The 13,475-nt window shown below is 71.0% G+C and carries 11 protein-coding genes; 7 read left to right on the forward strand and 4 right to left on the reverse strand.

The window, feature by feature from the left end; all coding sequences use genetic code 11:
• Positions 1-67 precede the first annotated feature (67 nt).
• Positions 68-2,863, reverse strand: coding sequence for an FG-GAP-like repeat-containing protein (locus ACWGI2_RS17605; protein WP_453696175.1), 2,796 nt, complete (start codon positions 2,861-2,863; stop codon positions 68-70).
• Between the two features lie 211 nt (positions 2,864-3,074).
• On the opposite strand from ACWGI2_RS17605, the gene ACWGI2_RS17610 reads away from it, so the two are divergent.
• From ACWGI2_RS17610 to ACWGI2_RS17625, 4 genes are all read left to right on the forward strand, one after another.
• Positions 3,075-3,938, forward strand: a complete 864-nt coding sequence (locus ACWGI2_RS17610) for a hypothetical protein (protein ID WP_453696177.1) — start codon at positions 3,075-3,077, stop codon at positions 3,936-3,938.
• A gap of 99 nt (positions 3,939-4,037) precedes the next feature.
• On the forward strand, positions 4,038-4,625 hold the full coding sequence (locus tag ACWGI2_RS17615; protein ID WP_453397313.1) for an RNA polymerase sigma factor: 588 nt from the start codon (positions 4,038-4,040) through the stop codon (positions 4,623-4,625).
• A gap of 803 nt (positions 4,626-5,428) precedes the next feature.
• On the forward strand, positions 5,429-6,094 hold the full coding sequence (locus ACWGI2_RS17620; RefSeq protein WP_453397312.1) for an RNA polymerase sigma factor: 666 nt from the start codon (positions 5,429-5,431) through the stop codon (positions 6,092-6,094).
• Entirely contained in the window at positions 6,094-7,200 is a 1,107-nt protein-coding gene (locus ACWGI2_RS17625) for a hypothetical protein (RefSeq protein ID WP_453696178.1), read from the forward strand. Before ACWGI2_RS17620 ends, ACWGI2_RS17625 begins: the two co-directional genes overlap by 1 nt.
• Before the next feature lie 219 nt (positions 7,201-7,419).
• On the opposite strand, the gene ACWGI2_RS17630 is transcribed toward ACWGI2_RS17625, so the two are convergent.
• Positions 7,420-8,262, reverse strand: a complete 843-nt coding sequence (locus ACWGI2_RS17630; RefSeq protein WP_453397310.1) for a L,D-transpeptidase family protein — start codon at positions 8,260-8,262, stop codon at positions 7,420-7,422.
• A 166-nt stretch (positions 8,263-8,428) separates the two neighbouring features.
• On the opposite strand from ACWGI2_RS17630, the gene ACWGI2_RS17635 reads away from it, so the two are divergent.
• Positions 8,429-10,009 (forward strand): acyl-CoA mutase large subunit family protein, encoded by a 1,581-nt coding sequence (locus ACWGI2_RS17635; protein ID WP_453696180.1) that lies wholly within the window; start codon positions 8,429-8,431, stop codon positions 10,007-10,009.
• Positions 10,010-10,123: 114 nt separating this feature from the next.
• Positions 10,124-10,777 carry a leucine efflux protein LeuE gene (gene leuE, locus ACWGI2_RS17640; protein ID WP_453397308.1) on the forward strand — a complete coding sequence of 218 codons (654 nt, stop codon included), beginning with the start codon at positions 10,124-10,126 and terminating at the stop codon, positions 10,775-10,777.
• Positions 10,778-10,813: 36 nt separating this feature from the next.
• Here the strand turns inward: leuE and ACWGI2_RS17645 are convergent, their stop codons facing one another.
• Both ACWGI2_RS17645 and ACWGI2_RS17650 read right to left on the reverse strand, forming a co-directional pair.
• Entirely contained in the window at positions 10,814-11,278 is a 465-nt protein-coding gene (locus ACWGI2_RS17645; RefSeq protein ID WP_453696181.1) for a MarR family winged helix-turn-helix transcriptional regulator, read from the reverse strand.
• A gap of 33 nt (positions 11,279-11,311) precedes the next feature.
• A complete protein-coding gene (locus ACWGI2_RS17650; protein WP_453696182.1) occupies positions 11,312-12,772 on the reverse strand; it encodes an FAD-dependent oxidoreductase in 1,461 nt (486 codons plus the stop codon).
• A gap of 29 nt (positions 12,773-12,801) precedes the next feature.
• Here ACWGI2_RS17650 and ACWGI2_RS17655 point away from each other — a divergent pair, with 29 nt between their 5' ends.
• Positions 12,802-13,467: a TetR/AcrR family transcriptional regulator C-terminal domain-containing protein gene (locus ACWGI2_RS17655; RefSeq protein WP_453397646.1), complete on the forward strand. Its 666-nt coding sequence runs from the start codon at positions 12,802-12,804 to the stop codon at positions 13,465-13,467.
• Positions 13,468-13,475 lie beyond the last annotated feature (8 nt).

Genomic DNA, 13,475 nt, shown 5'->3' on the forward strand with positions numbered 1-13,475 from the left:
CCACGGAAGCAGCCCGAATCGGCGCGTCCGTGGGACTTTTCTGCAAGCGGCCCTCTGGGCCCTCTGGTTACGGCGTCAGCAGTTGGCCCAAGTGCGCCGCCGCCGGAGTGCCCAGCTGCGTACGCCCGTAGTAGACCCCTGTCGTCGTTGAGACGCCCGATGCGCCGCTGTCCAGTTGGAGGATCGTGCCGTTGCCCTCGTCCTCGCCGTCCGCGCCGATCGCCAGGTCCGCGCGGCCGTAGCCCGACAGGTCCGCAAGGACCACCGACGAGCCGAGGCGGTCCGCCGACTCCGTGGAGCCCGTGATGCCCTCCGTGTCCTGGGAGAACGCCTGGGCGCCTGTGCCCGTCAGGCCGGATGACGTGCCCTTGAGGAGGAGCGATGTGCCTGCGTCCGTTTTCGCCGAACCGGAGCGCGTGATGTCCTCGTTCGGGGCTCCCGCAAGGACGTCCGCGTAACCGTCCAGGTTGAAGTCGCCCGCCGAGACCGACCAGCCCATCGCGTCGCCCGACTCCGCCGCTCCCGGGACTCCGGACGTGTCCTGGTGGACTGTCTTCATACCCGTCGTGGTGAAGCCTGTGGAGGTGCCCGGGATCGTCGTCACCTGGCCGCCCGCGTGCGCGCCCGACTCCGACGTGTACGGCTGGCCTATGACCAGGTCGTCGTAGCCGTTGCCGTTCACGTCGGCCACGGCGAGCGATCGGCCGCCCTTGACCGTCAGCGAACCGACCCTGCTCAGGCCTGACTTCGTGCCCTTGAACCACTGGACGCGGCCGACTCCTGACTGGTCGCGGTAGTTCAGGGCCACATCCGCGTAGCCGTCGCGGTTGAAGTCGCCGGACGCGGCGTCGGCGTACGAGATGGCCGTGTCGCCCGACGTCAGGGTGCCGCCCACCTCGGTGCCCGCCTTGAAACGTGCCGCCCAGGTGCCGCCTGTGCCGGTGGACGCCGCGAAGACGTCCGCCTTTCCGTCCGCGTTGAAGTCACCGACCGCCACCGCCGAGCCGAACTTGGCGCCCGGGTAGTGGAAGTCGTCCGCCAGTTGCATGTCCGTGCCGGTGGTGAAGTCTGGGCCGTAGAGCATCGTGACCGCGCCCCGGTCCTTGTTCGTGGCGTCGTCCTCGCCGGGGGCGCCGATCGCCAGGTCCGCGTGTCCGTCGCCGTTGATGTCGCCCCACGCCGTGGCCGCGGCCCAGTTGTCGCCCGCCTCGGAGGCGCCGGGGACGCCGGGGCTGGACTGGGTGAGGGTCTTCTTGGAGGCGGCCACCGGGCCGTCCAGGCCGCCGGGGATCAGCGTCAGTGTGCCTACGCCGCCCGATGCCTTCGGCGTGCCCGCCACCAGGTCCGTGATGCCGTCGCGGTTGAAGTCGGAGGTGGGGATCGCGGAGTTGCGGGCCGCGCTTGTCGCGTAGCGGCGGATCTCGGTGAGCTTGGGGTAGAGGTTCTTGCCGGGGCATGCCGTCGCGAAGCCGTCCCGGTGGCCCGAGATCGTGTTGAGGGAAGGGGTGTCGCCCTTCTTCCATACGCCCGTGTCGTCGGCCGCCGTCAGCGTGACCTTGCCCTGCGGGTCGCCCTCGTACTGGCCGAGCTTCCAGGCCGCGACGCGGGAGGCCGACTCCAGCGCGGCGCGGGTCGGCTTGCCCGCCTTCTTGTACGTCTCGCCGGGCTGCGGGTTCTCGTTGCCCTCGAAATCGCCGAGGACCGCGACGCCCGCCGACTCGCCGTTGAAGCCGTACGTGTGTGCCCCGCGCACCGGCAGATCGGTGCCGCCGCCGCGGCCCTCGAAGATCTGGCCACACTTGTCCACGAGGAAGTTGTAGCCGAGGTCGTTCCAGCCCTCGGTCTCCACGTGGTACGCCATGAGGCCGCGGACCAGGGCCGCCGACTGGGCGCAGCTGTAGTCGTTCGTACCGGCCGTGTGGTGGACGAAGACCGCCTTGACCTTCTCGATGTACTCCGGCGGGTCCTCGACCTGGGACTCGTCCGCGCCCCACGCCGCCCTGCTGATCATGGGCGGCTTGGTGACGGTGGACGGCGGAGCTGTCGGGACCGGCGGAACCGTGGGCTCCGGGTCGGCGGACGGTGAGCCCGTGGGGGACGGGTCCGGTGCGGTCGGGTCCGGTGCGGTCGGCGCTGGTGAGGTGGGGGCCTCCGTAGGCGCCTCCGTAGGCGGATTCGTCGGCTCGGGTGACGCGGGGGCGCTCGGCTCCGGCTCGGGCTCGGGTGTCGGTGGCACCGTCTCGTCGGCCGCGAACGCCACCGGCGCCATCGCCGAACCGTCGAGCGCCGGGTTGTTCGCCTCCTTGGACGTCACACCCGGGTCTACGAGGTTGACCTCAAGCCCCTTGGGCAGGGCGGCGGTTGATGTGCCGTCCGCCGCTACCACGCGGACCTCGACGCCGTCCGACGGGCCGACCCACAGCGGCTCGGAGGCGGCCCGCATGCCCGCCTCCGCCTTCTCGGGCAGGTGCAGCTCCAGGTCCAGGTTCTGCCAGCCGGTCCACTTGTCGCTCTCGATGGAGCGGGTGCGGACCTGGGCCGTGCCCTCCAGCTCCTGCGTCACGCCGGTCCATGAGACGCCGAGCAGCGAGAACTGCTCGGTCGACGTGCGCGGCAGCTCCCTCTCCTTGGCTCCGTCGGCCTTGAGCGCGATGTCGTGCACGCTCACCGGGCGCTTGCCGCGTGAGACGTCGCCCGGCTGCTTCCCGTCCGAGGACTCCGCCATCGCGTACGTGACGGCCCCCGCGCCGCCGAGCACGACGGCCCCGATCGTCAGCCACGCCCTGCGCTTGAGACTCAGTGGTCTGTACGCGTGCGTGGTTCGCGCTGCTTCGCGCGGTTTGCGCGGGCTCAAATGCCCCACCCCTTAGCGGAATTGCCGGCGGAATCGCCGGTTGACCCGGTTGACCAAAGCGAGTGCGTACGACCGCCCGAAGGATCAAACGGTTGTACGAGGGTGGGTGAAATGTGACGTGACGTATCCCGCACCGCTGGGGTGTGACATATGGACAGAACATTGCGCTGGGTCACCTGACAGGTGTGAACGAGGAGTGTGGGTGGGGACCGTGATTTCTGTGGTGAGGAAGAGACGCCTGTGGGTGCGGGGGATCGCCTGTTGCCTCGCGATGGGGGCGCTCGCGTCCTGCGGCGGTGCGGAGGGGAAGGTCTACGAGGGTCTTGTCGAGCGGACGCCGGCGGAGCCGCCGAAGCCGGCCGCCGAGGTGCGGGGCGAGCGGCTCGCGGGGGAGGCCATGGGGCTGCTCAAGACCACCGATTCCGTGCGTATCGGGGTCGAGATGAACACACCCAAGGGGCACAAAGAGGTCTCCTTGCACATGGACCGCCGGAGCAACTGCACGGGCACCTTCGATTCGGGGCCCATGCAGAAGGGCGAGCTGATGATGGTCGGTGGCGAGGAGGGCGGTGGCGGGGAGGCCTACATTCGCTTCTCGGACGAATCGCTCGACGCGATCCGCGATGCCGCCGTGGCACGCGGCCCGCAGATCGCGGCCACGGCCAAGGAGCGGACAGCGCTCGCTCGCGGCAAGTACATGAAGTTGCCGAAGGGGGGCGGGAGTTCGGGTGCCGGGTCGCCGACGAAGATGTGCGACCTCGACAAGGTGTTCGGCCAGTTGGGCGGCCCGGGGGCGGACACCGACATGAGCGGCGCCCGCGCCCTGCCGGACAGGCGGTGGCATGGAGAGAAGGTCACTCCGCTCGCCGCGACGGACGACGGTCACGACATGACGGTCTATCTGGCGACAGGCGACAAGCCGTACATCGTGGGCATGACGCAGACGCGGGGCGACGAGCAGATGGAGATGCGGATGTCGGACTACGACAAGCCGGTCGCCGTGCACGCCCCCGACCCGTCCCTGGTCCTCGACATCGAAGCGCTCGGCATGGGCGCCGGTGCCGGCTCGCTGTTCGAGGTCTGAGGCCGGTCCCGACCTGTGACATTTCCGTGAGCCCTGGCGCAGCTCAGCGTGGGGGCACGGACACGGTGAGCTGTGTCGCGTCGGTACGGATGGGAAAGCGTGGGTCGAGGAGGGGAGCCCCGTCGCGCACGGGTGCGGGACGAGGAGCTGGGCGCCGCGGTCGCGCGGGCACAGGAGGGCGACGAGGCGGCCTTCGCGGTCGCGTACCGCCTGGTGCAGCCGGGTCTCGTGGGCTATCTGCGGGGCCTGGTCGGCCACGACGGTGAGACCGCGGAGGACATCGCGGCCGAGGCCTGGCTGGAGATCGCCCGCGATCTGGGGCGGTTCCGCGGGGACGGCGCGGGGTTCCGCGGCTGGACGGCGACCATCGCGCGGCACCGGGCCCTCGATCACCTGCGGCGCCAGAAGGTCAGGCCGCGCCCGTCCGCCCTCGAACAGGACATGCTCGATCTTCCCGGGCCGCACAGCACGTCGGAGCAGGCGCTGGAGTCGATCTCCACGGGGGAGGCCATCGCGCTGATCGCCGGGCTGCCTCGCGATCAGGCGGAGGCGGTGCTGTTGCGGGTGGTCGTGGGCCTGGACGCGGCTGCGGCCGCGCGGGTGCTTGGCAAGCGGCCCGGGGCGGTACGGACTGCCGCGTATCGGGGGCTTCGGCGGCTTGCACGGCAGTTGGGGGGTGCGGGGTGAGGGAGCCTTGGCCGGTTGCCGGGGTCCTCGCCAGGGTGCTGGCGGAGGCGATTCGTGCCGACCGCGTCGACGTGGAGGCTCAGCGCAGGGCTGTCGCAGCGTTTCGCTCGGCGCGGGAGGCTGCCGCCGAGTATCCCCCGCCGACCCGCCCCGACGATGATTGGCGCGGCTGAGGGGGGCGGGGGGAGGGGGGGCTCGCGTTGTACCTCGCCTGCACGTGCGTGGGGGCTGGCCGCGCAGTTCCCCGCGCCCCTTAAGGGGCGCCCACGTCTGATTTCGTCTGCACGAGCGTCGTGGCTGATCGCGCAGTTCCCCGCGCCCCTGACGGGCGCCCCGTCGTTTTTTGTCTGCACGTGCGTGGGGGCTGAGCGCGCAGTTCCCCGCGCCCCTGACGGGGCACGACCCCCGGCGAGGAGCGCCCCGAAGGGGCGCGGGGAACTGCGCGACCAGCCACGAAAGGCCCGCGGACGAATGGCGGGCGGCGTCAAACGTCAGGGGGTAAGGATCGAAGCTCCGGTGGGGGCCGAGCCGCGGGGGCGACTTTCCGTCAGGCCCCGCCAAGGTGAGCGGCCGGGGTCGCCACCCCCCACAGGAGAGACCCCGGCCGTCACGCGGACGGACCGCACGCGGCCCGTACTCCCTTCAGCGCCGCGCGTGCGTTTTCTGTCACACCGCGTACTGTCACGCGCTAGTTGCACGTTGTACCAAACATGGACGTGAGCCCACTTCAGCCCGTAGCGTGCTGCTTCGCGCCAGGCGGCGGGGTCAGGACCGCAACCGGTGTAGGCGCATAGGGAGAAGTTGTGCTGGGGGACGACGCGGAACTGACCGCCGCGGTGCTTGCGGCGCAGGACGGGGACGAGACCGCGTTCCGGACTGTGTACCGCGCCGTGCACCCGCGGCTGCTCGGCTACGTACGGACACTGGTCGGAGACCCGGACGCGGAGGACGTCGCGTCCGAGGCCTGGCTGCAGATAGCCAGGGACCTCGACCGGTTCAGCGGCGACGCGGACCGGTTCCGCGGCTGGGCCGCGCGCATAGCGCGCAACCGCGCCCTCGACCACATACGCATGCGAGGCCGCCGCCCGGCGATAGGCGGCGACGAGACCGAGCTGACCGGAAAGCCGGGCGACGCGGACACCGCGGACGAGGCGATGGAGTCCCTCGCCACCGGTGACGCCCTCGCCCTGATAGCCCAGCTCCCGCAGGACCAGGCCGAAGCGGTCGTGCTCCGGGTCGTCGTCGGCCTCGACGCCAAGAGCGCGGCCCAGACCCTCGGCAAGCGCCCCGGCGCCGTCCGCACCGCCGCACATCGCGGCCTGAAGCGGCTCGCGGAACTCCTCGGCGCCGACGGCCCGCCGAGTGAGGGCGCGCTGGACGCCGTACCGCCCCAGAGGGAGCGGCGTGGGCGGGCGGTGACGTCCGCCGGTGTGACGCATTCTCGTTCGCGGGCGCAGAAGGACATGTGATGGCCGACGAGGATTACAGGTGGCTGGACCGCGACGCGGCGGAGCGTTTGCTGAGCGGTGAGTCCATCGACGGCACCACCATCGACGGCACCGGCATCGACGGCACCGACCATCACGCGCGGGAACAGGCCGCGCGACTGGCCAAGGCCCTGGCCGCGCTGGCGGCCGATGAACGTGCGGGATCCGTCGTACCCGCCGACCTCTCCTCCGAACTCCCTGGCGAGGCCGCCGCGCTCGCGGCGTTCCGGGAGGCCCGTGGCACCAAGGCCCGGGCGGCTTCTACGCGCGTGGGAGCGGGCGAAACCGTACGTATCGGGCGCTCGGCCGCGCCTCCGCGCCCCGCACGCTGGGCCCGCCCCCTGCGCTATGGACTCGCCGCCGTGCTCGCGGGCTGCATGGTCGGCGGTGTCGCCGTCGCGGCCGGTACGGGCGTGCTGCCCTCGCCCTTCGGTGACCGGGACCAGCCGGGCCCCGCGGCTTCCGCGTCGTCCGTAGCGTCGCCCGAGCCGCTCGCGTCCCCGTCGGAGGGCGAGAGCGACACCCCGGACGTGAAGCCCGACGATGTGACCACCACTCCGGATGACCCCTCCCGCGAGCCCGGCAGCAGCGCGCCGCCGCAGGAGTCCGCGCCCCCCGACGGCGCGTCCAAGGGCACCCCGGGCACCAAGCAGCCCGGCTCCGGCGACCCGCAGCGCGACGACGAGGCCAAGGACTGGTACCGCAGGGTCGTCTCCGCCTGCCGCGACTACCGCAGCGGAGAACTCCAGGGCGAGAAGAGGCGCCGCCTGGAGGAGGCCGCCAAGGGATCCCGGCGGGTGACCGAGTTCTGCGGTCGCGTCCTGGACGGATCGGGCAGCGACCGCGAGCACAACAACGGCGGCGGCAGCGGTGGCAGCGGTGGCAGTGGCGACGACGGCGACAAGGGCGGCGACGGCGACAAAGGCAACGGCGACAGCGACGGCGACGGATCATCCGGCGGCGGCAACGACCACTGGGGCAACGGCGGCAGCGGCCCGGTCCCTCCTGCCGTGAGGCCCACGGCCTCGCGGCCGGCTCCCGCTCCCACCGCCTCGTACAGCGCGCAGCCCGTGCTGCCAGGCTCCTGACCTGCTCAAAAGCCCCGCTCGCAGCGGGTGTGACGTTTTTTGAAGCAGTGACGCAGTAAGAAGTGAGCCGACTGGTCATCGGCCCGCGCACGAGCCAGGGGTTCCCCCCGTACCTTTGGCTCAGTGCCACCAGCGTGGGCGGGAGACGTTCCCCCGATCCCGCCCACGCTGATTAATCCGCCCCGGCAAGGCCTTCTGCCTCACTTGTGGACGACTGCCTCACTTGTAGATGACGACCTTGTCGCCGTTCTCGACCTGCGCGAACAGGCTCGCGATCTTCTTCTCGTCCCGTACGTTCACGCAGCCGTGCGAAGCGCCGTTGTAGCCCGTCGCCGCGAAGTCCGACGAGTAGTGCACGGCCTGGCCGCCGCTGAAGAACATCGCGTACGGCATGGCGGTGTCGTAGAGCGTCGAGACGTGGTGCCGGGACTTCCAGTAGACGGTGAACGCGCCGTCGCGCGTCGGCGTGTACTGCGAGCCGAAGCGCACGTCCATCGTCGAGACGACCTTGCCGTCGATCATCCAGGTCAGCGTGCGGCTTGCCTTGCTGATGCACAGGACGCGGCCGGTCAGGCAGCGCTTGTCGGGCTTCGACGCCGGGATGCCGCCCCCGGAGTAGAGCTCGTACTTCGTGGGCTTGCGGGTCATGCCGATCAGCTTCTGCCAGGTGACCGTGTCCGTCGTGCCCGTGCGGGGCAGCCCGCGCTTGCCCTGGAATCCCTTGACCGCGGTCGTCGTGGATGAGCCGTACGTGCCCGAGGGGTTGTCGAAGAACCAGGCGATCTGCCGGAGCCGGGCCTGGAGCTCGCGCACCTGGTCGCCGCGCTGTCCCGGGGCGAGCAGGGTCTTCGGGGCAGGCTTCGGGGCCGCCGGCTTCCCCTCGGGCGTTCTGGCCCCGGACGGCTCGTCCTGGCCGCCCGGCTTCGTCTTCGTGGGGGATATCCGGACCGGCTGCGCCTTCCCGTCCGAGTCGACGGCCTGCGCCTTGCATCCGCCCACCAGGGCGACCGTGACCACGGCCCCCACGGCTATCGCACCTCTGCGCACAATGACCCCCGTCATCGCTCGACCGCTCGACAGACTCGCCGAGAGTGTTCCCCGCGAGTGACCACCCCTGAACGTTGCCGCATGCTGGAGGCGGACCGCTATACCGGATGAGTAACGAAGGATCTCCAAAGGCAAGGATCTCCAAAGGCAACGAAGGATCTCTGGCAGGAGGCACAGAGCGATGGCGCGTGAGTCGGAATCCGGACTGCCGATCGAGCCCGTGTACGGCCCGGGGGCCCTGGAGGGCTGGGACCCGGCCGAGAAACTGGGCGAACCGGGCGCCTATCCCTACACGCGCGGGGTCTACCCCTCCATGTACACGGGCCGCCCCTGGACGATGCGCCAGTACGCGGGCTTCGGCACGGCCGTCGAGTCCAACGCCCGCTACAAGCAGCTGATCGCGAACGGCACGGCGGGCCTTTCGGTCGCCTTCGACCTGCCCACGCAGATGGGCCACGACTCGGACGCCCCGATCGCGTCCGGCGAGGTCGGCAAGGTGGGCGTCGCGATCGACTCGGTCGACGACATGCGGATCCTGTTCGGCGGCATCCCGCTGGACGAGGTGTCGACATCGATGACGATCAACGCCCCCGCGGCCCTGCTGCTCCTGATGTACCAACTGGTCGCCGAGGAGCAGGGAGTTGACCCGGGCGAGCTGACGGGCACGATCCAGAACGACGTCCTGAAGGAGTACATCGCGCGCGGCACGTACATCTTCCCGCCCAAGCCGTCGCTGCGTCTGATCGCGGACATCTTCAAGTACTGCCGGGCCGAGATCCCGAAGTGGAACACCATCTCCATCTCCGGCTATCACATGGCCGAGGCGGGCGCGACGCCCGCGCAGGAGATCGCCTTCACCCTCGCCGACGGCATCGAGTACGTCCGCACGGCGGTCGCCGCCGGTATGGACGTGGACGACTTCGCGCCCCGCCTCTCCTTCTTCTTCGTGGCGCGTACGACGCTCCTGGAGGAGGTCGCCAAGTTCCGTGCGGCCAGGCGTATTTGGGCCCGTGTGATGCGCGACGAGTTCGGCGCTAAGAACCCGAAATCCCTGATGCTGCGCTTCCACACGCAGACGGCCGGGGTCCAGCTCACCGCCCAGCAGCCCGAGGTGAACCTCGTCCGGGTCGCGGTCCAGGGCCTTGGCGCGGTGCTCGGCGGCACCCAGTCCCTGCACACGAACTCCTTCGACGAGGCGATCGCGCTGCCGACCGACAAGAGCGCGCGCCTGGCCCTGCGCACGCAGCAGGTCCTGGCGTACGAGACGGACGTGACCGCCACGGTCGATCCGTTCGCGGGGTCGTACGTGGTCGAGAAGATGACCGACGACATCGAGGCCGCGACCCTCGGGCTCATGGAGCGCGTCGAGGATCTGGGCGGCGCGGTGGCCGCCATCGAGCACGGCTTCCAGAAGAACGAGATCGAGCGTGCCGCCTACCGCATCGCCCAGGAGACCGACTCCGGCGAACGTGTCGTGGTCGGCGTCAACCGCTTCCAGCTGGACGCCGAGGAGCCCTACGAACCCCTCCGCGTCGACCCCGCCATCGAGGCCCAGCAGGCGGCCCGCCTCGCGAAGCTGCGGGCGGAGCGGGACCAGCGGGCGGTGGACGCGGCGCTCTCGTCGCTCCAGGAGGCGGCGAAGGGGGAGGTCAACGTCCTCCACCCGATGAAGGACGCGTTGCGGGCGCGGGCGACGGTGGGCGAGGTGTGCGACGCGCTGCGGGAGGTGTGGGGCGCGTACGAGCCCTCGGACGTCTTCTGACGGGACCGGATGCGGGCGCGGGACCAGACGCGGGCGCGGCACGGGAAGCGGGCGAGTGTCCGCTGGGCGGACGCCCCGTCCCTCATGTCGTACGCCCGTGCGAGACTCCGCCCCATGCTGGGTGTCACCGATCTTCCGACCTATCTCGCGGGTCTCGCCCTGATCATTCTGCTGCCGGGGCCGAACTCGCTGTACGTGCTCTCCGTCGCCGCGCGCCGCGGCGTACGCACCGGCTATACCGCCGCCGCGGGCGTCTGGTGCGGGGACGCCGTCCTGATGACGCTGTCCGCTGCCGGTGTGGCCTCCCTGCTACAGGCCAACGCGCTGCTGTTCGGGATCGTGAAGTACGCCGGTGCCGGATATCTGACCTGGCTCGCGGTCGGGATGCTGCGGGCGGCCTGGGGGATGTGGCGGGAGCGGCGGCAGCCGGTGGCCGAGACCGGTGCGCAGGCGCAGGAAGGTGCCGCGGAGCGGCCGTTCCGCAGGGCCCTGGTGATCAGCCTGCTCAATCCGAAGGCCATTCTCTTCTTCATCGCCTTCTTCGTGCAGTTCGTCGATCCGGGGTACGCCTACCCCGCGCTCTCCTTCCTCGTGCTCGGGATCTTCGCCCAGGTGGCGAGCGTCCTCTACCTCACCGCCCTGATATTCAGCGGCACGAAGCTGTCGGCCGCGTTCCGCCGCCGCAAGCGGCTCTCGGCGGGAGCCACTTCGGCGGCGGGGGCGCTGTTCCTCGGTTTCGCGGCGAAGCTGTCGCTCGCCAGTGGGTGAGTGACGGTGAGCGGCGGTGAGTGACGGCAGAGGGGCTCAGTGGTGCCAGGCCGTGCCTCCCACGTTGTGGATCATGCGCTGGAGCACCTTGAGGGTGCGGACGAACTCCTCGTCCGGGATGCCTTCGTGGATCTCCGCGCGGGTCTTCTGCTGACGTGCGGCGGCCTCCTCCCGGAGCTTGCGCCCCGCGTCGGTGAGGCGGAGGCGGCCCCCGGCGTCCTCGGTGAGCAGGGCGCGGTCGTGCAGAGCCTCGATGTCGTGGTGCAGGGCGCCGTCGCCCACGTTCAGGTAGCCGCGCAGGGTGGCCACCACGGCCTCCTTGTCGCGGCCGTCCTCGGCGATGATCTGGTTCAGGACCCACCACTCGGGCTGGGTGAGCCCGAACTCGGCGAGCATGGTGCGGATGTGGTGGACGACGGCTTCGCCCGCGGCCGATGCCCAGTAGCCGATGGGCTGGTCGAGGAGGCCTTCGTCGCTGTGGGAGTACGTGAAAGTGTCCATGCCCAGAAGGTAGAACCTCAAGCATGATTGAGGTCAACTGCCGCCGTGCGTAAGCCTGAAGTACTCCGTCAGGCCCGTCGCGTCCTCGCCCGCCCAGCCGACGTACCCGTCGGGCCGCACCAGGAAGAGTCCCTTGCCGTAGGGCGCGTAGGGGCCGATCCGGTGTGTGTGCGCCAACTCGACGCCCAGCGCGGGGAGTTCGGCGTCCGTGCCGACTGCGAGAAGCGTGAAGTGCGGCCCCCTGAACGCGTCGAACAGCCTCCCCCCGGCATACGGCCCGTCCGGCGCGCGGTCGCCCGCCCGCAGCGCTTCCTCCGGGAGGCCGTCACGGGTCTCCACCGCCAGAGAGCTGCCCCGGTAGCCCAGACCGAGCTGGCGGGTGGCCTCCCCGCGCCGTTCCTCGCCCCGGTGGATGCGGGTGGAAAGGCCGAGCATCTGCGCGGCGACGGGCAGGCGCTCGGCCTCGTACGTGTCGAGGAGGGTCGCGGGCGCGCCGTCCCGCAGGACCGCGCCCAGCTTCCAGCCCAGGTTGTAGGCGTCCTGCACGCTGGTGTTCAGGCCCTGTCCGCCCGCCGGTGAATGCACGTGCGCCGCGTCCCCCGCGAGGAAGACGCGGCCCTCGCGGAACCGGTCCGCCATCGCCGCGCGCGGCCGGAAGTCGGAGGCCCAGCGCACCTCGGTCACCTCGTCGGCGGTGAGGTGCGTACGGGCGGCGACGACCTTGCGTACGCCTTCGAGCGAGGTGTCGGGGTCGGTCCCGTCCGTGAACTGCGCCGTCAGCTGGAAGTCCGGCGTGCCCGACAGCGGGCAGATCGCCAGAAAGCCTCCGCCCTCCACGGTGGGCGGGAACATGTGCCAGTTGTCGCGGTCCAGCGTGGGGATGCGGACGTCGGCGACCAGGACAGGGTTCGGGTCGACGGTCTCACCGGTCATCCCGATGCCGAGCGCTGCGCGCACGGTCGAGCGGCCGCCGTCGGCCGCCACCGCGTACGCCGCGCGGACGGTCCTGCCGTCCGCGAGCCGGGCCGTGACGCCTTCCTCGTCCTGCGCGAGGCCGGTCAGGGCGGCGCCGAACTCGACGGCGGCGCCCCCGAGTTCGCGCAGGCGGGCGTACAGGATCTCCTGCGTACGCCACTGCGGGAGCATCAGCGGCCGGTCGTACGGGGAGTCCTCCGTCGGCTCCTTCTCGTCGAACATCCGGTGCTCGCCCTGCCGCTCGCCGTCCCGCCAGACCATGCCGACCGGGTAGGGGCCGCCCGCCGCCTCGGCAGCGCCGATGATTCCGAGGTCGTCGAAGACCTCCTGGGTGCGGGGCTGGATTCCCTTGCCGCGGGAGCCGGGGAAGAGGGCGTCGGCCCGCTCGACGATCAGGGCGCGCACACCGCGCCGGGCGAGGTCGCAGGCGAGGGTCAGGCCGGTGGGGCCCGCGCCCACGACGAGTACGTCGGTCATGACAGCCGTCACGGCCGCCTCCTTAACGCTGTTAAGTGCCATGCGTCAGAGCCTGCGCTTAACGGTGTTAAATTGTCAAGGTGGCTACGACACCCCTGGACCGCACCCGCGTGGCGCGCACCGCCCTGAAGCTCCTGAACGAGACGGGCCTCGACGGGCTCTCCCTGCGGGCCATCGCCAAGGAACTGGACGTCAAGGCGCCCGCCCTGTACTGGCACTTCAAGGACAAGCAGGCGCTGCTCGACGAGATGGCGACGGAGATGCTGCGCCGCATGAGCGAGGAACTCGCGGCGGGCGCGCCGCCGGACGCCGAGTGGCCGGACGCGCTCGCCGCCGCGATGCGGGGCCTGCGGCGCCACCTGCTCACGTACCGCGACGGCGCGAAGGTCTACAGCGGTACGCGCTTCACGGACCTGTCGTACGCCGCCCCCATGGAGGCCCACCTGCGCATGCTCACCGACGGGGGCTTCACGCCGGGTGGCGCGGCCCGTGCCTGGCTCACGGCGTACAGCTACACGATCGGCTACGTCATCGAGGAGCAGTCCATGGGGCCGGACCCCGCGAAGGCGGAGGGTGGGTACGACCTGGCGGCGCGGGCGGAGCGCCTCGCCGCGTATCCGCTCGCGGCCGCGGCGGGCGACGAGATGTTCCGTGACTACGACGCGGGGTTCGAGAAGGGTCTGGCCGCGGTGGTCGCCGGGATCGGGGCCACGATGCGGGAGACGCGGGAAACGTAGTCTTGCCC

It is taken from the genome of Streptomyces sp. NPDC054866, from assembly GCF_053610745.1.